The sequence below is a fragment of the Streptomyces sp. DT2A-34 genome (genome assembly GCF_030499515.1).
Lineage (GTDB): Bacteria > Actinomycetota > Actinomycetes > Streptomycetales > Streptomycetaceae > Streptomyces.
Genome location: NZ_JASTWJ010000001.1, coordinates 4,037,280 through 4,055,401, shown reverse-complemented (window position 1 = coordinate 4,055,401; position 18,122 = coordinate 4,037,280). Strand labels below are relative to the sequence as shown.

The window sequence follows — 18,122 nt, the reverse complement described above, 5'->3', positions numbered from 1 at the left end:
GGCTCAGGCGGAACCGTTCGCGGTCTTCAGCGCCCGCTCCAGCAACCGGTCGGCCAGATCGGTGAAGGCCGTGCTCAGGGCTTTGTCCGTCGTCTGCCGGGCGTAGGACTGGAAGACCAGGGCGGCCGTGGCCTGCACGGCGGGGGAGACATGCTTCGCATCGATGTGGAGCTCCCGTTGCAGCTGCAGAGGTACGGGCCACCTCCTCGGCCAGGGCACCTTCGGCGGCTCGGGGCAGATGTCGTCTCCGACCTCCCTGAGCACCTCGGCGGGCCTGCGTCCCGCCAGACTCGCGGCGATCGTCGCCTCCGCCACCGAGACGGACATGTCCCGGACGGCGTTCCACAGGCCGTCCTGCTGCTCCGGCGGCAGTGGCTGCGGGTTGAGCGGCACCCCGCCGACAATGGGATGGGGAGGCACGTACGGCGGGCGCGACTCGACGAGCGGCCACAACCGCGGGTTCAAATGGGCCAGCAGCCTCAGGACGTCAATGGTCGTCGCCGCGCGCTTGACGGTTGCCACAGTGGTTTCCTTCCCTGGATCTCGGTGACAGCGTGAGACCGTAGGGCGTCCTGGTACGGCTGTTCGGGCATTGGCCCTTTCGAGGGCGCGGCCGTCAAAAGCGCGGCCGCGCCCGGCGACACCGCGCTACGGCAGGATCTCCAGCCGCACCGCGCTTTCGGTGCCCCGCAGGCCGGAGGCCAGGCAGTCCGTGGGCAGTTGCCGGGGCAACGAGGTCACGGTCCGGCGTACGGCGTGGCCTTCGCCGCGTCCCTCCACGACCCGGCCGGACTGCAGGACGACCAGTACGCCGGCGACGCGGACGGTGGTGGCGCCGTCGATGACGACCAGCGACCGGCCGCCGTCGGCATAGCGGACGGTTTCGGTGCCGTGCGCGCCGGTCAGCGAGAGGCAGGACGCCGACGGCGCGACGGCGTGGAAGGAGCCGGTGGCCGCCAAGGTGTGGCCGGAGACGGTGGTGCAGGTGTAGCTCACGTCCGCGTGGTTGTGGGTCGTACGGGGCTGGAGGGTCAGCGGCGGGTCGTAGCGGCTGCCGGCGTTGCCCGCGCAGATGACGGACTCGTGCCCGCCCGTACTGGCCTGACTGGCCGGCGCCCCCAACAGCGACGAGACAAGGAGCACCAGGGACCCCAGCGTGACCGCCCTACCGCGCCTGCTCAACATATGCCCTCCCGCAAGTCGTGTAGCACTACCGGTGCTTCAACCGCCTGGGGGAATCCGCTGTTTCGGGCGCCTGGAAGCGCACCGACGGCGTACACCCGCCGCCTGCGCCGCCACGCACGCGTCTGCTCCAGACGGGTCGCAGTGGGTTGCTTGGAGCCCGGCACAAGGCGGGTAGGGAGCGCCGGACGTCCTCGTTGAGGCGCATGAACCCGAGCAGGAGGAGATCCGAGTGAGCCGTACGACCGCCGACGCCGCGACGACCGCGCGCGTGCGCGTGTTCGCCATGATGGACGCCGACGGGGACCTGGTCGTCACGCGGCACGACTACCTCTCCCGGATCGACCGCACCGTCGCGGCCACCGGGCGTACGGAGGACGATCCGCTCGTCGTCGCCGCCCGAGCGGAGGGCGTCAAGGCATGGAGTGAGATGGATGCCGACGGCGACGGGAAGCTGACCTTCGACGAGTACAACGCGTGGGTGGGCGCCGACAAGTTCGACAACGTCTGCCGGTTCGCGCTGGGCGCGCTCTTCGACCTCGCCGACGCGGACGGCGCCGGGGCCCTGGACAAAGCGCAGTTCACGACGCTGCGCACCGCACTGAACAATCCCCCCGGCAACGCCGCCGCCGCGTTCGACGCGCTGGACGCCGACGGCGACGGCCGGGTCGGCCGCGACGCGTACCTGGCGTCGATCCGCGCGTACATCGTGGGCGACAGCTCACCGATGGGCGAAGTCCTGTACTGAGGCGTGTCTCACCCGGGCCCCACACGGGTGAACGTCAGATGCGTGACTCCGCTGGGCGAGGAGGCGGCCTGGACCTCGTAGTCCTTCTCGACGTCCGCCAGTCCGTCCCAGAGGCGTACGCCCCGCCCCAGCAGGATCGGGACCACCGCGACGTGCATCTGGTCGATGAGCCCGGCGGCGAGGAAGTCGCGGATCACGGTGGGTCCCCCGCCGATGCGCACGTCCTGGCCGTCCGCGGCCTCGCGGGCCGTCTCCAGCGCCTTGGCGGGCGAAGCGTCGAGGAAGTGGAACGTCGTGCCGCCCTCCATCTCGATCGACGGGCGCGGCTGATGGGTGAGGACGAAGGTCGGTGTGTGGAACGGCGGGTTGGGCCCCCACCACCCCTTCCACTCCGGGTCCTCGTGCCATCCGGGCGGCCCGAACTTCCCGGCGCCCATGATCTCGGCACCGATCCCGGGCGCGAACTGCCGTGCGAACGCGTCGTCGAGGCCGCCGCTCCCGCCGGGCCGGCCGGTCATCCCGTGCCACCACCGCGTGGCGAACATCCACTCGTGCAGCCGTTCCCCGGCGTGACCGAATGGCGCGTCAAGGCTCAGGCCCTCACCGGTGCCGAAGCCGTCGAGCGAGATGGAGAAGTTGTGGACGCGGGCGAGTGACATGACCGGCGACCCCTTTCCTTCTGCTGGCTCTTCTTTCTGCTGGTCACGACTCATGAAACAGCCCCCGGCGGGGGGAGGTCGAGGAAGGCGGGGCCCGGCAACTCCGATGTGTCGCGGAGTCGGAGGGGGAACGCGGTCAAGGGTTGATCCTGGTTCAACTTCTCGCTCTGACCTGGTGTGTTTCCGAGCGCGACGTCGGGAAGACGGTCTGGGCGGAACTCATGTTCAAGGGAGGGGAATCATGATCATGGAAAACGGTTGCCGTCTCGTTACGACAACTGCTTGACGTGACATGCCGCAGCCGCGTTGGCTACCGCCACCCGGGTAGCAACGCCGCACCTCCGCTCGGAAGGCACCTGTAGTGAACGCTCGTACCCCCCACACGCCCGTTGTACGCCGTATCGCCATGGCCCTGGCCGCGTCCGCCTCGGCGCTCTCGCTCACCGCGTGCGGTGTCATCGACGGGATCGGGGGCGGTGACAGCTCCGCGTCTCCTGAGAAGGGCGACGACATCACGGTGGGTCTCCTCCTGCCGGACAAGGACACGGCCCGCTTCGAGAAGTTCGACTACCCCCTCATCAAGAAGGAGGTCGGCGACCTCACCGACGGCAAGGGCAAGGTCGCCTACGCCAACGCCGAGGCGAGCGCGGACCAGCAGAGCCGGCAGTTTCAGCAGATGATCGACGACCAGGTGGACGTGATCCTGGTGGACGCGCTGGACGCCAAGGCCATCGCGTCGGACGTGCAGAAGGCCAAGGACGCGGGCATTCCCGTCATCGCCTACGACCGGCTCGCCGAGGGACCGATCGACGCGTACGTCTCGCACGACAACGAGCTCGTCGGCGAGGTGCAGGGCCGCTCGCTCGTCCAGGAACTCGGCTCGAAGGCCGCCTCCGGCAAGGTCGTCATGATGAACGGCGACCCCGCCGACCCGAACACCGCGCGTTTCAAGAAGGGCGCGCTCGACGAGCTCGAGGGCGAAGTCGACATCGTCAAGCAGTACGACACCGACAAGTGGTCGCCCGAGGTCGCCAAGGCGAACATGGAGAAGGCGATCAAGGCCGTCGGGCTGGCCGACATCGCCGCCGTCTACTCGGCGAACGACGGCATGGCCGGCGCCGTCATAGACGCGCTGAAGGAGGCGGGCGCCACCAAGATTCCGCCGGTGACGGGGCAGGACGCGAATCTGGACGCGGTGCAGCGGATCGTCGCGGGCGAGCAGTTCATGACCGTGTACAAGTCGTTCCTGCTGGAGGCGACCAACGCCGCGAAGATGGCCGTGTACAAGGTCCAGGGACACGACATCGAGTTCGACGCGCTGACCGCGGACTCGGTCGACAGCCCGACACAGAAGAACATCCCGGCCCAGCTGGTGCCGGTGGTCGCCCTCACGAAGGACAACATCGAGGACACGGTGATCCGGGACGGGGTCTACACCGTCAAGCAGATCTGCACCACTGAGTACGCGGCGGACTGCGCGGCGATCGGCCTGAATTAGCCATTGCCCCGGCGGCAGCCCTCCACCAGGTCCGCGAACGCCCGGGCCGGCGGGCTGAGCGCGTCCCAGCGGCGTACGGCCCAGCCGACGGGCAGGGGTCGCAGGTCGGGCAGGGGGATGAGGCGCAGATCGCGGCTGCCGTCGCCGTCGCCGTCGCCGGGCACGGGCAGCCCGGGCAGTGCGGGGACCACCGCCCGCCCGACCCCCAGCTCGGTCGGCAGCAGTGCCGTGTCCCAGTCGGCGACGCTCGTGTCGTGCGTGAACCGGACCCCCAACTCGGCACAGGCGGCGTCCAGATGAGCCGCCGAGGCGGAGTTCGGCGGCAGCCGGATCAGCCGTACGTCCCGAAGGTCGGCGCCGACATCGACGTGACGCCGCTCGGCCAGCGGATCGTCGGCCCGTACCGCCAGCACCCACGGCAGCTCCACCACCGGCCGCTGCTCGATGCCGCGCACCGGCGGGCCCAGGGTGATCCAGGCCAGGTCGAGCGTGCCGTCGGCCAGCGCGTCGAAGCTGCCGCGGCCCGAACTCACCGTGCGGAACTCCAGGTTGACCTTGGGATGCCGCCGCCGGTACGCGACGACCGCCTCCGACATGAAGTGCCGTACGGTCGTCGCCCCCGTCGCCACGCGCACGTACCCGCTCTCCCCGTCGACGAGATCCCGCAGTTGCCGTACCGCCAGATCCAGCCCGGAGATCCCCTCGGCGGCGGCCGCCTCCAGCACCTGCCCCGCCTGCGTCGGCACGCCCCCCCCGAGGCTGCCGCTCCAGCAGCGCGACCCCGGTCTCCCGCTCCAGCCGCTTCACCTGATTTCTAGCCAGGAAGCCTGGTCCTTCAGGGTCAGGAGAAATGGCTTCCTCTGGTCGGAGCCGCGCAGCGGCGGAGTTCTCTTCGGTGTGTCTGAACGGCAAGTTGATCTCCCGTGATCGGCTGCACTAGGGAGTTCTGCGTGAAGATCGTCGCGCAGGTGAAACTGTTGCCCGCGTCCGCGCATGATGCGGATGCGCTGGCAGCGACCCTGCGTGCCTGCAACCGGGCCGCGAATGCCGCGTCCGAGGCGGCGTTCGCCAAGGGCCTGAAGCGCCGGAATGCGTTGCAGGATGCCGTCTACCACCGGATCAGGGCCGATTTCGATCTCGGCGCGCAGGCGGCCGTCCGCACCATCAAGAAGGTGTGTGACGCCTACGCCACGCTGAAGGCGAACAGCAAGGCCGGGAATCTCGGCCCAGAGGGCTCGAAACGGCGTACACGGACAGAGTCGAAGCCGATAGCTTTTCGCGAGGGTGCGGCCCAGCCGTACGACGACCGCATCCTGACCTGGAACCTGGACCAGCAGACGGTCAGTATCTGGACGGTGGCCGGGCGCATCAAGGGCATCCCGTTCGTGTGCTCACCCGAAGCGCTGAAGCTGCTGGCCTCCCGCAAGGGCGAAAGTGACCTGGTCATGCGGGACGGCATGTTCTTCCTGATCGCCACGATCGACCTGCCCGAACCCGCGCCCCGTGAGCCGGACGGTTTCCTCGGCGTGGACCTCGGCATCGTCAACATCGCCACCACCAGCGACGGTCAGATCATGTCCGGCCGTCAGGTCAACCGCTACCGCAAGCACCATCGTGACCTGCGCAAGAAGTTGCAGAAGAAGCGCACCAAGTCCGCGATGCGCCGTCTGAAGAGCATCCGGCGCCGCGAATCGCGGTACGCGACCCAGCGCAACCACATCATCGCCAAGAAGCTCGTGCACACCGCTGAACGCACCTCGCGGGGTATCGGACTGGAAGACCTGTCCGGCATCCGGCAGAGGGTTACGGCCAAGAAGGACCAGCGGGCACGGCTGCACTCCTGGGCATTCGCCCAGCTCGGCGCGTTCGTCGAGTACAAAGCCAAGCGGGCAGGTGTCCCGGTGGTCCACGTGGACCCCCGTAATACCTCTCGTCAGTGCTCCGAGTGCTGGCACACCCACCGCTCGAACAGGGTGGATCAAGCACGGTTCGTGTGCCGGTCCTGCGGGATCGTCCTGCACGCGGACCACAACGGCTCCCGCAATATCGCCCACCGGGCCGATGCTGTGTGGCAGCGGGGCGCAGTCAACCGCCCCAGAACGGCCTAGAGCGTGTCTCTTTGATGGGTTGGTCAGTTGATCGGATGTGTCTGTCGATTAGTGATCACTACGGTCCAGCCGATGTCGTCGACGGCATCCGCTGCGGCGAGGACGGCGGCGAAGATCTTCTCCCACGTGCCGTCGACGGCCCACCTGATCAGCCGCTTGTGGGCCGTCTGGAACGAGCCGAGCTCCTCGGGGAGGTCCCGCCAGGGCGAGTTGGTGCGGTACTTCCACGCGATGGCCTCGAGCGTGCCGCGGTGATCGGCCCAGCGCTGTCCCCGGACCGGATCGGCCGGCATGAGCGGATCGATCCGGGGTTTTCCCCATTTTTCAGGCGTAGGCGGTGGTGTTCGGGGATCCTGTCGAGGTACCTCTGAAAACCACTGTAAGGAGACCCCCAGTGCGCCGCCCGACCCGGAAAGCCTTCGCCGCCCTCGTCGCCGCAGCCGACCTCGCCCTCCCCCTCCTCACCCCCACACCCGCCTCGGCTGCCACCGCCACCAGCCGCTTCGCGAACTACCGCTACGGTGACTGCCTGCGCGAGACCTCCGAAACCGGCCTCAAGGGCGACCGCTGCACCACCGGACGCGGCAGCCTCCTGTGGCAGTGGAACGGCCGCCTCAACACCAGCACCACTCTTAAGAACAACTTCTGGGGCCGCTGCCTCGACAGCAATGACCGGGGCGACGTCTACCCCCTGCGCTGTAACGGCGGCTCATACCAGAAGTGGCGCACTGTCCAGCCCGCCGCCCGCAGCGCCATCATGCTCCAAAGCGTCGGCACGGGCCGCTGCCTCTACCAGCAGGACAACGGCTACTACCGCACGGGCCGCTGTGACCGAGGCGCCCAGAACCAGCGCTTCACCATCGGCTGAACGGATCTCTCGACCGCTTCAAGATGACGCCGGGCGAGCAGCCGGCCTTCGCCTGACCGATGCTGGGGGCGCGATCAGGTACCGAAGGGCGGGACCTGATGCACGGTCAGGTCGTCGCGTAGCCTCAGGAAGCGCACGGGGTGACGGTAGACGCCTTCGTCGACGGCGGTGTCGGCGAGGAACTCCGCCACCAGATCGGGGCGCACGGGGTGGTACGCCAACTCGCCGCGAGTGTGCCAGCCGGCACTGAAGCGGCGCCCGTGCCAGGGGTGACCCGGGTCGGCCGGGTACAGACGCTGCGCCAGCTCGCTCCGTACGACGGTGGACAACGGGGTCGTACGGGCGATCAGCCGCAGGTGGCCCACTGCGTCGTACCGAGCAAGCAGCAGCGTGGATGGAGCCGTCAGCGTCCCGGTGACCCCGCCGATCAACCCCTCAGAGGTGGTGCGGGAGCACTGGTGAAGTGTCGGTATTCGAGAGTTGCAGTACTCGCCGGCAGGGCGAGCAGGCCAGGATCCACCCCTGTACATCGACGATCGGCCTTGATCACCAGGCCATCGACGTCCTGTGCGGGCAGCACCTCGTATCAGACCCGCGTGAGATCGACGTCGGTCGTAGTCGGGACCGCCTGGATCGGCGGGGCGATGCCGTACCCCACCGGCAGATGCTCCAACGGCGCTCTGCGGCGCACATACGGACAGCCCCGGGTGTCGCCCTGCTCGGGGTGGTGCAGCATGCCGAAAACGGAAGCGCGCGGGTCCAGGTTCAGGGGAACTCGGAGCCTTCTCTGGGGCAAGAGGTGCGGTGCGAGAAGGAGTTCATCGACTCAGTGCAGCTCAGCGCCGGTGTAGATGACGGTATCCGGTTCAACAGGTGTGGCGCCATCGCTGAATCGAGCGATGGCCCCAGCTGTAGAGCGGCTTACTGCGGATCGCGCCTCCAGGGGCATGCAGAGCGGGCGAGGCTGGCTGGAGGTCACGATGTGGACCGGGAAGAAGAAGGCTTTAGGCTCGCGGCGCGGGGACGGGGGCCGACATGAGCGCTGCTGACGCGCTGCGGGCGGCGTCGGCAGCGATGGGGGATTCCGCGTCCCGTCGCGACGTTGCGACTTAGCCGCGTGGCCCCGCGCCGTGCAGGAGGGTGTCGATGACGAGCGTGGCCAGTGCGTCCGGGTCCTGCTCCGCGCCGGGCCTGTTGATGGCTTCGCTGAGGAGGGCGTAGTACACCTGCCGCGTCCACTCCAGGTCTGCGTCCGGGGCGAGTAGCCCCTCGCGCTGCGCCCGGTTCATGAGATCGACGGTGTGGGTGTTGATCTCGTCCCAGAGGGCGGCTGCGGCGGGTGTGTGAGCGGTGGCGTGGCTGAGGGTGAAGCGCCAGGTGTTCTTGACCCGTAGGACGTTCGCCGTCACTCGGTGCAGCGCCACGAGTGCGGGAGCGGCGCCCGGCCGGGCTTCCTCAATGGCGTCGATGAGCTGCTGCTTGGCGGAGACGGCGAGCGCCTCCAGGAGGGCCTGCCGGTTCGCGAAGCGGCGGTGAACGGTGATCCTGGTCAGTCCCGCCGCCTCGGCGACCTGTTCCATGGAGGCGCCGGCGTCCTGGGCGAAGACCTGCTCGGCCGCCTCCAGAATCGCGCGCACACTGCGCTCGGCATCTGCCCGCAGTGCTCGGCCCATGTCTGTCTCCTGTCTGGTTCGCTACCCGGTCCCTTGTAGAGGATACGGGAACGCTACGGGTATCCCATTAATTGATTCTCTGATGTTGCAACTCTGGCGATAGTTGATACCTTAGTGACACTGTTAAGGAATCGCGCCGCACCGACGGAGCGGGCATCTGCACGACCGTCGCTCACGACCGGTATCCCGTCTCCCCTGCCGGAGGAGACATCCGAGCCCGACTCAAGGAATTGGCATGCCCACAACGAAGCTACGCACCCGTGTCTCCCGACGCACCGCAGTGGCGCTGGCCACCATGTCGGTCGTCGCCGCCGTCGCCGGCGCCGCGCCGAGTGTGGCGAGCGCAGTGAGCGACAGCTCCAGCGTCACCCGTCACGCGGTCGTACAGACGCAGAGCCCCCAGAGCGCCGCCACCGCCCCCAACCTGCGGGTCAAGGCCGCCAACGGCGTCACCTACCAGTACCGGCGCTTCGGCAACCCCAGCGCCGGCGGCGTGCCCCTGATCTTCCTCCAGCACTACCGCGGCACCCTCGACAACTGGGACCCCAAGCTCATCGACACCATCGCCGCCAAGCGCGAGGTCATCCTCGTGGACAACGTCGGCGTCGGCGGCTCAACCGGCACCACACCCAGCACCATCCAGCAGATGAGCCTGGACGCCATCGACTTCATCGACGCCCTCAAGCTGCCCCGCTACGACGTGTTCGGCTTCTCCCTCGGCGGCCAGGTGGCTCAGGAGGTCGCCCTGCGGCGCCCCTGGCAGGTCCGTCGCGTCGTCCTGGCCGGCACCGGCCCGCAGGGAGGGGTCGACCAGAGGGCGTCCGACCCCAAGGTGCTGGCGAGCGCGTTGGCGGACAACCCCGGCCCTGCCGACTTCCTCTTCCTGTTCTTCAAGAACACCGCATCCAGCCAGGCCGCCGGAACTGAGTTCCTGCAGCGCCTCGGCCAGCGCACCACTGACCACGACGCGCCCGCGAGCCTCCAGACCCGCGACGCGCAGCTCACCGCGATGTCGGAGTGGGGCATCCCGGACAAGTCCAAGCTGGTGCGGCTCAACGCCCTCTTCCAGCCCACGCTGGTCGCAGACGGGGACAGCGACATCCTGATGCCCCCCAAGAACTCCCACCTGTTGGCCAAGTACCTCCCCAACGCCCAGCTCAGCATCTACCCGAACGCCGGCCACGGGTTCCTCTTCCAGTACGCCGCCAAGTTCGGCGCCGAGGTGAACACCTTCCTCGACCACTGACAACCCATCAATCCATCACCGCGAGACGGTCACCGACACCGCACACGGTGACGGCCGATCAACACACCTGCCCCGCCGGAGCCCCGTCCGGCGGGGCAGAGCCACGCAGAGAGTCCCCCCGGCGCCCTCGCAGCCCTCCGCGTCACGACTGCGCACCCCAGACCATTCGCTCACATCTGCGCCGCCATCGAAGCCATGGGCCCAATGGGCGACTGAGGCGCCCCCGCGGCCGGCGGCGCGTGCTGGCCGCGAAAGGGTCGGTGCGTCGTCCTGGCCGTCACGGCGACGGCCTGCGTGTCCGCCCGGCCCAACACGTCGTTGCAGCTCAGCCCGCCGTCCGCGGGTCTGCTTCATGGAGCCGGCGGCACCTTGGAACGACCCCTGCCCGGCAGCGTCAGCCCATCCGTTGACCCTCAGTAGAGGATACGTTGACGCTACGGATAACCGATTAATTGATTCTCTACTGTTGCGGCTACAGGTAAACCTGATACATTGGTGAAACCGATTGAGGGGACACCGGAAGCGATCCCCTACACGGCAAGACACACGCGATCCCCTGAGTCAGGAGTCCGAAATGGCAACGACGACACGACCGGTAGCCCTCATCACGGGCGCGTCCTCCGGCATCGGAAAGGCAGCCGCGCTCGCGCTGGCCGCGGCGGGCTACGACGTGGTCGGCACCAGCCGCAACACCGTGCACGTCACCCCTGTGAAGGGCATGACCTTTCTCGACCTGGACGTGACCAGCGACGATTCGGTGACCACTGCGGTCGGCGAGGTGATCGACCGGTTCGGCCGGATCGACGTCCTGGTCAACAACGCGGGTATCGGCTCGGCGGGCGCCGCCGAGGAAAGCTCCGCCGCGCAGGCGCAGGGCCTCTTCGACATCAACGTCTTCGGCGTCATCCGCATGACGAACGCCGTCCTGCCGCACATGCGCGCCCAGCGCAGCGGACGGATCATCAACATCTCGTCCATCGTCGGGTTCATCCCGCAGCCCTACATGGCGGTCTACGCCGCCTCCAAGCACGCCGTCGAGGGCTACTCGGAGTCCGTCGACCACGAGGTACGCGAGTACGGCGTACGGTCCTTGCTCGTCGAACCCGCCTGGACCAACACCGCGATCGAGGCGGCCAGCGTGCGGCCCGACCAGCCCCTGGACGTCTACGCCAAGCGGCGGCTCGCCTTCGAGGAGTACATGGCCGGCGCGGTCAAGGGCGGCGACGACCCCGCCGTCGTCGCCAAGGAGATCGTCGCGGCGGCCACCGACGCCAAGCCCAAGCTGCGCTACACCGCCGGCGCCATGACCGGACGCGTCCGCACCATGCGCCGCATGGTCCCCTCCCGCATGTTCGACCAGCAGCTGCGCAAGCTCAACCACCTGCCCGCCTGACGACTCCCAGAAGACCTCCACGACACATCGACAGGAAAGCGAACCCCGCCATGAGCACATACATTGCAGACGCGGCCGAGGACCTCACCGTGGAAGGACCCTCCGCGACGTTCACCTACCGGCGCATCGGCCCGCGGGGCGGTGTCCCGCTGGTCCTGCTGAACCGGGTCCGGGGGACCCTCGATTGGTGGGACCCGGAGTTCCTGGACCACCTCGCCGCCAGCCATGACGTGATCGTGTTCGACAACGTCGGCACCGGCTACACCACCGGCACCCCGCGCGACTCGGTCGAGGGGATGGCCGACGGCACCGTCGAGTTCATCGAGGCTCTCCGTCTGCCCCAGGTGGACCTGCTCGGCTGGACGCTGGGCGGCACCGTCGCCCAGCACATCGCCCGCCTTCGGCCCGACCTGGTGCGCAAGCTGGTCGTGGCGGCCGCCAACCCGGGCGGGCAGGTGCCCGGCGCGCCCGACCCGAACCCGAAGGTGCGGGCCACCATGACCAAGCCCGAGACCACCGGGGACGACCTGGTGTTCCTGTTCTTCCCCGAGACGGACACCGGCCGCGCCGCCGGGTACGAACACCTCGCCAGGGTGGCCACCCGGCTGGCCGCCGGACGCCCCGACGTGTCCGAGGCCGCGGCCATGGGCCAGATCGCCGCGATCCAGAAGGACGCGTCGATCCCCTTCGAGCAGGTGCGCGCGGACCTGGCAACCATCCGGCAGCCCGTTCTGTACGCCACCGGCATCAAGGACGCGATGATCCCCGCCCTGGCGTCCTACACCGCCGTCCAGTACGTCCCCGACGCCACCCTCGTCGCCTACAGCGACGCCGGGCACGCCTTCCTCTTCCAACACGCCGAGGACTTCGCCGGCCAGGTGAGCGCCTTCCTCGCCGACTGACCGTTCACACGGACACCGGCCCCCCAGGAGGCACGACAAAGTCGGGACGCCTCCCGCACCGAGGAGAGTCATCGTGCAGTTGACCAGCGACCCGGCGCGCCGGGAGGTCACGCCGCTGGAGTGACGTGGTGCCGGACGAACGGGGAGAGCCGGGCCCGGTCACGTCAGCGATGACAAGTATTCGGACCAGTTCTCGCCGACGAGCGTGGCCCAGCGTTCTGCTGTCTTGGGGTGGATGCCGAGCAGGTCAGCGATGACCATGGGCGGCAGGTCGGCCAAGGCGTCCGCCATGGCGGTGTTCCGAGCTGCCCGGGCAAGAGGTACCTACGCCCGGCCGTCGTGCTGTGCCGGGGCGTGAAGTGGCGGAGCTGATCGTCGATGAGACGGGCGAGCTTCGGCGGGAGCACGAAGGGGTGCTGGTTGACCGCCAGGTAGGTGTGCTCTTGGTCGCGGCTGATGTGGTCCTCGGTGAGCTCGACGATGCGGGTCAGGGGGAGGGCGTAGAGACGGACGAGAGCAGCCGCGACCCGGACGTCCAAGGGCAACGCCGTGTCGTTCAAACAGCGCAACAGCTCGTTTCGGGCCTCGTCCTCGGCTTGGAAGTGGCCGGGAAGTTGCGAGGCTGGGTGCTCGATGCTCAGACCGGGCGGGCAGAAGTGTCGTGCGGTGCTCCAGCGGAGGAAGGGGATGGAACGAGAGCGCAGGGTTGGCCTGCCGGTCGCCCAGACGTCCAGATGCGGTTGCTGAAGTCGACGGAGGCTCAGGTGCTGGGAGTCGAGCCAGTTCAGGAAGTCGATGGCGGCCAGCACGTTGCCGCAGTCGCCTTTATGCGCGGCGTAGGTGTAACGCCCGCGGGCTGAGCGCCGGCGGGCGTCGCGGATGATGTGCCACTCGGCGAACGGACGAATGAGATTGGCTTGCCGCGCAGGGAGTTCGGCCACGGTCCGCGCGACCCAGTTGGTGAGCAGAGCGAGATTCTCATCACGTGGCGGCAGGATGCCGGCGGTGACGAGCAACCCGCGCACGTAGGCGGTGGCAGCCCGTTGGGGCAGCGTGTCGAGAGATTCATGGTTCAGCGATCCAGGATCGAGGGCCTGGCGCTCCAAGAGACGGGCGGCAGGGCTTCGGCGCAGCCACTGCAGGACGCGGTAGGGGTTTTCCGCGCCGGTCAGAACGACGGCGAGGGGTTGGAGTAGCTGGGACATGCTTGTGCCGTCTACGGAAAGCAGATCGGTCACCCGGGCGGTCAGGGTGCAGCGGGGACAGTGGGGGCCGGAGTAGAGGTCCGCCGGTTCACCGCAGGCCGAACAGCGCTCGACCGGTTCGTCAGGGAACGAGCACGCCTTGCACAGGAGGGTTCCCTCGGCCGTCTGACCGATCAGGATGCGAGGACGACTGCACGATGCGCACGGTGCAGGGCTCGACAGAGCTGCTCGGTAGCAGGAGTTGCACACTGGCCCTCGCGGCCAGAAGACCTTGACCTTCGTGATCTTGCCGCAGTCCTTGCTGGAGGCTCTCGGCGCGGGGAGGCGGGGCTCGGCCTCCTCACGGACGCCCGCGCCCGCGTCCTGCGGGAGGACGGCACGGTGATCAGCGGCCTGTACGCCGCCGGCAACGCGAGCGCGGCGGTCATGGGCCACAGTTACGCGGGCGCGGGCTCGACGATCGGTCCGGCGATGACGTTCGGGTACATCGCGGCGAGGGACATCGCCGGCAACCTCTAGGCCAGGGTCGGGCGGGGGTCACGCGGCTTGCGGGCGATCAGGAACGCCTGCGGGGACACCTCGTCGAGCGCCGGGTCCGGTTCGCGCACCGTCCGGGACACGAGGGCGAAGCCGGCCGCCGTCAGCAGGTCGGCGACGTGTTCCGGGCGGCGGCGCCGGAAGGTGAGCGAGACGGGGTGACCGAAGGGCCGGTCGTGGTGCCGGTGTTCGTCGCCGGCCTGGAAGGCCACGAGCAGGGGCGCACCGGGCGCCAGCACGCGGTGGAACTCGGCGAAGAGGTCCGGGAGTTGGTCCAGGGGGGTGTGGATGGAGGAGTAGAAGGACAGGGCACCGGCCAGCGCGCCGTCCGGGACGTCCAGCTCCAGCATCGAACCCTGCTCGAAGCGCAGCCCCGGGTTCTCGCGCCGGGCGATGGCGAGCATCGACTCCGACAGGTCCAGCCCGAACACGTTCAGGCCCAGGGAAGCGAGGCGGGCGGTCGTCCGACCGGGACCACACCCCAGGTCGGCCACCGGGCCGTCCCCCTCGACGAGTTCGGCGAACACGCCCAGCACGGCCCGTTCCAGGGGCCTGTTCGCGAGTTCATCCCGGAAGAGGTCCGCGTAGTCCTCGGCGATGGCGTCGTAGAAGGTGCGGGTGGTGGTCAGGAAGTCGGAGTCGGTCATGGCCGGGGACCCTATCGAAGGCGGCCGGCTACTCGGCTCCGTCCTGCTCCTTGCCCGTCTGTATCCGGCCGACAGCGAATGCGAGGCCGACGGCCGTACCCAACCCCATGCCCAGGGCCAGCCCTACCCCGATGTTGTCGAAGACGGTCATCCCGAACACGATGCCGATGCTCGTGCCGAGGGCGAGCCCGAGCGACATGCCCATGGCCATTTTGTTGTCGGCTTTGTTGTCGGCGGAAGTGCCGCCGTCTTCCCCGTGGTCGTTCTCCGCACTACTGGTCACCCGGCCATGCTCCCATCGGGGGCTCCTCAGGCCACCCCCACCGCCCGCAGCACCGCCGTGACCCCGGCCGCCCCCACCACCACCGCCGGGAACGGCGCCCGCCGCCACGCCAGTACGCCACCCACCAGCACCCCGGCCGGCCGCGCCCACCCCGCGAAGCCGCCGTCCTCGGTCAGCGCGCCCGTGGCCAGCAGGGCCACCAGCAGGACGATCGCGCCCGCCGACAGCAACTCCTGCACCCGCGGCGAGAGCTCGACGCGCCCGTGGAGCACCGGCCCGGCCAGCCGGAAGGCGTACGTCCCGACCGCCAGCGTCAGGATCATGGCCACCGTCGCGCTCATGCCGTACGCCTCCCGCCGCCGCGTCCGTGGACGGCGAGCCCCGCCAGCGCCACCAGCACGGGCACCCCCGCCGGGACGGCCGGCGTCACCGCCAGCGCCAGCCCCGCACCGAGCAGCGCGGACCGCCGGACGGCGGGACCCTCGCGCAGGGCGGGCAGCACCAGGGCGACGAGGACGGCGGGGAAGGCCGCGTCCAGGCCGTAGGTGCCGGTGTCGCCCAACGCGCCGCCGGCCAGGCCTCCGGCCAGGACGCCGAGGTTCCACACGGCGAACAGGCCGAGCCCGGAGATCCAGAAGGCGGCCCGTCGCCGTGCCGGATCCGGCTGGGCGAGGGCGAAGGCCACCGTCTCGTCGGTCACCAGATGGGCGCCCAGCAGGCGGGCGAGGCGGCCCCGGCCGATGACGTCCGCCACAGCCAGGCTGAAGGCCGCCGTGCGCGTGTTGAGCAGCAGACCGGTGGCCGCCGCAGCGAACGGCCCGCCCCCGGCCAGCAGCACACCGACCGCACTGAACTGCGCCGATCCCGCGTACACCACCAGCGACATCAGCACCGGCACCCATACCGGCAGCCCACCGGCCACCGAGATCGCGCCGAAGGAGACGCCGACGACCCCGCTCGCCAGCCAGACGAGTGCGCTGTCGCGCACCAGAGGCGCCATCAGGGGTGTCTGCAGACGTGTCATGAGAGGTGCCATCATGGGTGTTCGGAGTAGCGAACGCATGTTTTTCAGAATGAACAAGCGGCCGCTGTTCGTCAAGGCGAACGAACATACCGACAGAGCGAACGACGGGAAGTGAGCCGCATGAGCGAGCCCCTCACCTGGATCGCCGCCTCGCTGCGGCGTGAGCGCACCCGGGTCGGGCTGTCCCTGTCCGAGCTGGCCAAACGGGCCGGCATCGCGAAGTCCACGCTGTCCCAGCTGGAGGCGGGCAGCGGGAACCCCAGCGTGGAGACGCTGTGGGCGCTGGGAGTGGCGCTGGGCGTGCCCTTCAGCGCACTGGTGGAGCCGCCGACTCCGGCGGTCCAGGTGATCCGGGCGGGCGAGGGGCCCACGGTCGCGTCCGAACGGGCGGACTACGTGGCCACGCTGCTCTCCGCCAGCCCGCCCGGGGCCCGGCGGGACATCTACCACCTGCGCGCCGAGCCGGGCCCGGCCCGGGAGTCGGAGCCGCACATTCCGGGGTCCGTGGAGCATCTGATCGTCAGCACGGGGCGGGTGAAGGCAGGTCCGCGGGGCGACGAGGTCGATCTGGGGCCAGGCGACTACATGTCGTATCGCGGGGATGTGCCGCACTCGTACGAGGCGCTGGCGCCCGGGACGACGTTCGTCCTGGTCATGCAGCACGTGTGAGGCGGCGCGTGTGAGGCGGCGCGTATAAGGCAGGAGCCCCTGCGCCGGATGGCGAGGGGCTCCTTGGGTACTGCTCTCAGACGTCTTCAGAGGGGCATCCCTCGGATCAGACGGGGGTGACGTTCTCCGCCTGCGGACCCTTCGGGCCCTGCGTCACGTCGAAGGAGACCTGCTGGTTCTCCTCCAGCGAACGGAAGCCGCTCGCGTTGATGGCGGAGTAGTGAACGAAGACGTCGGGGCCGCCGCCTTCCTGGGCGATGAAGCCAAAGCCCTTTTCGGCGTTGAACCACTTCACGGTTCCGGTAGCCATAAGCCCTCCTTGGGCCCAAAGGGTTGCCCTGCTCCAGAACCCTGCAAGTGTGAAAACAAGATGCCGCACAACTGCATACGTCTGAAAACGACGAGAGCCCGCGGTCACATGCTCCGCAGGCTCTGTACTGCAAGGGAAACCAAACTGCAACTTGCGGCGAGCGTAGCACGCGGGCAGCCGAAAGCAATAGAGGTCAAGATCACGTCACTCGGACGTTTGAGGGGCGCGTGTCGGGGTTGACGAGAAGGGTTTGTCACCTGGACGCGACCCTGAAGCCTGCACGGTACCTCATAGGGTCTAGCCTCGCGATGTGGACAATTCTCGCACCCGGCCACGCGTAGGCCACATCCAGTTCCTCAACTGCCTGCCCCTGTACTGGGGGCTCGCGAGAACGGGCACACTCCTCGACTTCGAGCTGACCAAGGACACCCCGGAGAAGCTCAGCGAGCAGCTGGTGCGGGGCGACCTCGACATCGGGCCGATCACCCTCGTCGAGTTCCTGCGCAACGCCGACGACCTGGTCGCCTTCCCCGACATCGCCGTCGGCTGCGACGGCCCGGTGATGTCCTGTGTGATCGTCTCGCAGGTCCCGCTGGACGAGCTGGACGGCGCCCGTGTCGCCCTCGGCTCCACCTCGCGCACCTCGGTCCGCCTGGCCCAGCTCCTGCTCGCCGAGCGCTACGGCGTACGGCCCGACTACTACACGTGCCCGCCCGACCTCAGCCTGATGATGCAGGAGGCGGAGGCGGCCGTACTCATCGGGGACGCGGCGCTGCGGGCCAACCTCCTCGACGGCCCGCGCTACGGCCTGGAGGTGCACGACCTCGGCGCGCTCTGGAAGGAGTGGACCGGCCTGCCCTTCGTCTTCGCGGTCTGGGCGGCCCGCCGGGACTACCTGGAGCGCGAGCCGGTCATCACCCGCAAGGTCCACGAGGCCTTCCTGGCCTCCCGCAACCTCTCCCTGGACGAGGTCGGCAAGGTCGCCGAGCAGGCGGCCCGCTGGGAGGCCTTCGACGAGCGGATCCTGGAGCGGTACTTCACGACCCTCGACTTCCGGTTCGGCGGCCCGCAGCTGGCGGCGGTCGCGGAGTTCGCGCGGCGGGTGGGGCCGACGACGGGATTCCCGGCGGATGTGAAGGTGGATCTGCTTCAGCCGTAGCGGGTCTTCGG

21 protein-coding genes and 3 pseudogenes are annotated in these 18,122 nt (G+C 69.0%); 10 read left to right on the top strand and 14 right to left on the bottom strand.

Features of this window, described 5'->3' with window-relative positions:
* Window positions 1-3: 3 nt before the first annotated feature.
* Both QQM39_RS17830 and QQM39_RS17825 read right to left on the bottom strand, forming a co-directional pair.
* Window positions 4-522, bottom strand: a complete 519-nt coding sequence (locus QQM39_RS17830) for a hypothetical protein (protein WP_301997840.1) — start codon at window positions 520-522, stop codon at window positions 4-6.
* 126 nt (window positions 523-648) lie between these two features.
* A complete protein-coding gene (locus tag QQM39_RS17825; RefSeq protein WP_301997838.1) occupies window positions 649-1,143 on the bottom strand; it encodes a hypothetical protein in 495 nt (164 codons plus the stop codon).
* 271 nt (window positions 1,144-1,414) lie between these two features.
* On the opposite strand from QQM39_RS17825, the gene QQM39_RS17820 reads away from it, so the two are divergent.
* A complete protein-coding gene (locus QQM39_RS17820) occupies window positions 1,415-1,930 on the top strand; it encodes an EF-hand domain-containing protein (RefSeq protein WP_301997836.1) in 516 nt (171 codons plus the stop codon).
* A gap of 8 nt (window positions 1,931-1,938) precedes the next feature.
* Here the strand turns inward: QQM39_RS17820 and QQM39_RS17815 are convergent, their stop codons facing one another.
* Window positions 1,939-2,589: a dihydrofolate reductase family protein gene (locus tag QQM39_RS17815; RefSeq protein ID WP_301997835.1), complete on the bottom strand. Its 651-nt coding sequence runs from the start codon at window positions 2,587-2,589 to the stop codon at window positions 1,939-1,941.
* Between the two features lie 406 nt (window positions 2,590-2,995).
* Here QQM39_RS17815 and QQM39_RS17810 point away from each other — a divergent pair, with 406 nt between their 5' ends.
* Window positions 2,996-4,087 carry a sugar ABC transporter substrate-binding protein gene (locus QQM39_RS17810; RefSeq protein ID WP_302003619.1) on the top strand — a complete coding sequence of 364 codons (1,092 nt, stop codon included), beginning with the start codon at window positions 2,996-2,998 and terminating at the stop codon, window positions 4,085-4,087.
* On the opposite strand, the pseudogene QQM39_RS17805 reads toward QQM39_RS17810, so the two are convergent.
* Window positions 4,084-4,894 (bottom strand): annotated as a pseudogene (locus QQM39_RS17805) (LysR family transcriptional regulator). The gene QQM39_RS17810 and the pseudogene QQM39_RS17805 sit on opposite strands and share 4 nt — an antisense overlap.
* Before the next feature lie 143 nt (window positions 4,895-5,037).
* Between QQM39_RS17805 and QQM39_RS17800 the strand changes: the two are divergent.
* Entirely contained in the window at window positions 5,038-6,195 is a 1,158-nt protein-coding gene (locus QQM39_RS17800; RefSeq protein ID WP_301997834.1) for a transposase, read from the top strand.
* On the opposite strand, the pseudogene QQM39_RS17795 reads toward QQM39_RS17800, so the two are convergent.
* Window positions 6,172-6,488 (bottom strand): annotated as a pseudogene (locus QQM39_RS17795) (transposase); the annotation flags it as partial. The gene QQM39_RS17800 and the pseudogene QQM39_RS17795 overlap by 24 nt on opposite strands.
* A 101-nt stretch (window positions 6,489-6,589) precedes the next feature.
* Here QQM39_RS17795 and QQM39_RS17790 point away from each other — a divergent pair.
* Entirely contained in the window at window positions 6,590-7,063 is a 474-nt protein-coding gene (locus QQM39_RS17790; RefSeq protein WP_301997832.1) for a hypothetical protein, read from the top strand.
* 74 nt (window positions 7,064-7,137) lie between these two features.
* On the opposite strand, the gene QQM39_RS17785 is transcribed toward QQM39_RS17790, so the two are convergent.
* From QQM39_RS17785 to QQM39_RS17775, 3 genes are all read right to left on the bottom strand, one after another.
* Window positions 7,138-7,494, bottom strand: coding sequence for a hypothetical protein (locus QQM39_RS17785; RefSeq protein WP_301997831.1), 357 nt, complete (start codon window positions 7,492-7,494; stop codon window positions 7,138-7,140).
* Between the two features lie 155 nt (window positions 7,495-7,649).
* On the bottom strand, window positions 7,650-7,799 hold the full coding sequence (locus QQM39_RS17780) for a hypothetical protein (protein WP_301997829.1): 150 nt from the start codon (window positions 7,797-7,799) through the stop codon (window positions 7,650-7,652).
* Between the two features lie 373 nt (window positions 7,800-8,172).
* On the bottom strand, window positions 8,173-8,736 hold the full coding sequence (locus QQM39_RS17775) for a TetR/AcrR family transcriptional regulator (protein ID WP_301997828.1): 564 nt from the start codon (window positions 8,734-8,736) through the stop codon (window positions 8,173-8,175).
* A 235-nt stretch (window positions 8,737-8,971) separates the two neighbouring features.
* On the opposite strand from QQM39_RS17775, the gene QQM39_RS17770 reads away from it, so the two are divergent.
* The 3 genes from QQM39_RS17770 (at window position 8,972) to QQM39_RS17760 (ending at window position 12,277) form a co-directional block, all read left to right on the top strand.
* On the top strand, window positions 8,972-9,982 hold the full coding sequence (locus QQM39_RS17770; protein WP_301997827.1) for an alpha/beta fold hydrolase: 1,011 nt from the start codon (window positions 8,972-8,974) through the stop codon (window positions 9,980-9,982).
* A gap of 574 nt (window positions 9,983-10,556) precedes the next feature.
* Window positions 10,557-11,375: an oxidoreductase gene (locus QQM39_RS17765; protein ID WP_301997826.1), complete on the top strand. Its 819-nt coding sequence runs from the start codon at window positions 10,557-10,559 to the stop codon at window positions 11,373-11,375.
* Window positions 11,376-11,425: 50 nt separating this feature from the next.
* The gene (locus QQM39_RS17760) at window positions 11,426-12,277 is read left to right on the top strand and encodes an alpha/beta fold hydrolase (RefSeq protein WP_301997824.1); all 852 of its coding nucleotides are present in this window, start codon (window positions 11,426-11,428) and stop codon (window positions 12,275-12,277) included.
* A 164-nt stretch (window positions 12,278-12,441) separates the two neighbouring features.
* Here the strand turns inward: QQM39_RS17760 and QQM39_RS17755 are convergent, their stop codons facing one another.
* A complete protein-coding gene (locus QQM39_RS17755; protein WP_301997823.1) occupies window positions 12,442-13,515 on the bottom strand; it encodes a hypothetical protein in 1,074 nt (357 codons plus the stop codon).
* 300 nt (window positions 13,516-13,815) lie between these two features.
* Between QQM39_RS17755 and QQM39_RS17750 the strand changes: the two are divergent.
* A pseudogene (locus tag QQM39_RS17750) lies at window positions 13,816-14,001 on the top strand (FAD-binding protein); the annotation flags it as partial.
* On the opposite strand, the gene QQM39_RS17745 reads toward QQM39_RS17750, so the two are convergent.
* The 4 genes from QQM39_RS17745 to QQM39_RS17730 are packed head-to-tail and all read right to left on the bottom strand — an operon-like array spanning window position 13,998 to window position 15,973.
* A complete protein-coding gene (locus QQM39_RS17745; RefSeq protein WP_301997821.1) occupies window positions 13,998-14,666 on the bottom strand; it encodes a class I SAM-dependent methyltransferase in 669 nt (222 codons plus the stop codon). The pseudogene QQM39_RS17750 and the gene QQM39_RS17745 sit on opposite strands and share 4 nt — an antisense overlap.
* Window positions 14,667-14,694: 28 nt before the next feature.
* Window positions 14,695-14,949 carry a hypothetical protein gene (locus QQM39_RS17740; protein WP_301997820.1) on the bottom strand — a complete coding sequence of 85 codons (255 nt, stop codon included), beginning with the start codon at window positions 14,947-14,949 and terminating at the stop codon, window positions 14,695-14,697.
* A gap of 26 nt (window positions 14,950-14,975) precedes the next feature.
* Window positions 14,976-15,290: an AzlD domain-containing protein gene (locus tag QQM39_RS17735; RefSeq protein WP_301997819.1), complete on the bottom strand. Its 315-nt coding sequence runs from the start codon at window positions 15,288-15,290 to the stop codon at window positions 14,976-14,978.
* Window positions 15,287-15,973 carry an AzlC family ABC transporter permease gene (locus tag QQM39_RS17730; RefSeq protein ID WP_301997818.1) on the bottom strand — a complete coding sequence of 229 codons (687 nt, stop codon included), beginning with the start codon at window positions 15,971-15,973 and terminating at the stop codon, window positions 15,287-15,289. Before QQM39_RS17730 ends, QQM39_RS17735 begins: the two co-directional genes overlap by 4 nt.
* A gap of 120 nt (window positions 15,974-16,093) precedes the next feature.
* On the opposite strand from QQM39_RS17730, the gene QQM39_RS17725 reads away from it, so the two are divergent.
* Window positions 16,094-16,642 (top strand): helix-turn-helix domain-containing protein, encoded by a 549-nt coding sequence (locus tag QQM39_RS17725; RefSeq protein ID WP_301997817.1) that lies wholly within the window; start codon window positions 16,094-16,096, stop codon window positions 16,640-16,642.
* A 106-nt stretch (window positions 16,643-16,748) separates the two neighbouring features.
* Here QQM39_RS17725 and QQM39_RS17720 read toward each other — a convergent pair whose 3' ends face one another.
* The gene (locus QQM39_RS17720; protein WP_003992177.1) at window positions 16,749-16,952 is read right to left on the bottom strand and encodes a cold-shock protein; all 204 of its coding nucleotides are present in this window, start codon (window positions 16,950-16,952) and stop codon (window positions 16,749-16,751) included.
* Between the two features lie 310 nt (window positions 16,953-17,262).
* On the opposite strand from QQM39_RS17720, the gene QQM39_RS17715 reads away from it, so the two are divergent.
* Complete coding sequence (locus QQM39_RS17715) at window positions 17,263-18,111, top strand: menaquinone biosynthetic enzyme MqnA/MqnD family protein (RefSeq protein ID WP_301997816.1); 849 nt, start codon at window positions 17,263-17,265, stop codon at window positions 18,109-18,111.
* Window positions 18,112-18,122 lie beyond the last annotated feature (11 nt).

Excerpts from the sequence above, each read along its gene's own strand:
- QQM39_RS17815 (WP_301997835.1), bottom strand. The coding sequence starts at position 2,589 with ATGTCACTCGCCCGCGTCCACAACTTCTCCATCTCGCTCGACGGCTTC.
- QQM39_RS17810 (WP_302003619.1), top strand. The coding sequence starts at position 2,996 with ATGGCCCTGGCCGCGTCCGCCTCGGCGCTCTCGCTCACCGCGTGCGGT.
- QQM39_RS17780 (WP_301997829.1), bottom strand. The coding sequence starts at position 7,799 with ATGCTGCACCACCCCGAGCAGGGCGACACCCGGGGCTGTCCGTATGTG.
- QQM39_RS17775 (WP_301997828.1), bottom strand. The coding sequence starts at position 8,736 with ATGGGCCGAGCACTGCGGGCAGATGCCGAGCGCAGTGTGCGCGCGATT.
- QQM39_RS17770 (WP_301997827.1), top strand. The coding sequence starts at position 8,972 with ATGCCCACAACGAAGCTACGCACCCGTGTCTCCCGACGCACCGCAGTG.
- QQM39_RS17765 (WP_301997826.1), top strand. The coding sequence starts at position 10,557 with ATGGCAACGACGACACGACCGGTAGCCCTCATCACGGGCGCGTCCTCC.
- QQM39_RS17760 (WP_301997824.1), top strand. The coding sequence starts at position 11,426 with ATGAGCACATACATTGCAGACGCGGCCGAGGACCTCACCGTGGAAGGA.
- QQM39_RS17745 (WP_301997821.1), bottom strand. The coding sequence starts at position 14,666 with ATGACCGACTCCGACTTCCTGACCACCACCCGCACCTTCTACGACGCC.
- QQM39_RS17735 (WP_301997819.1), bottom strand. The coding sequence starts at position 15,290 with ATGAGCGCGACGGTGGCCATGATCCTGACGCTGGCGGTCGGGACGTAC.
- QQM39_RS17730 (WP_301997818.1), bottom strand. The coding sequence starts at position 15,973 with ATGACACGTCTGCAGACACCCCTGATGGCGCCTCTGGTGCGCGACAGC.
- QQM39_RS17725 (WP_301997817.1), top strand. The coding sequence starts at position 16,094 with ATGAGCGAGCCCCTCACCTGGATCGCCGCCTCGCTGCGGCGTGAGCGC.
- QQM39_RS17720 (WP_003992177.1), bottom strand. The coding sequence starts at position 16,952 with ATGGCTACCGGAACCGTGAAGTGGTTCAACGCCGAAAAGGGCTTTGGC.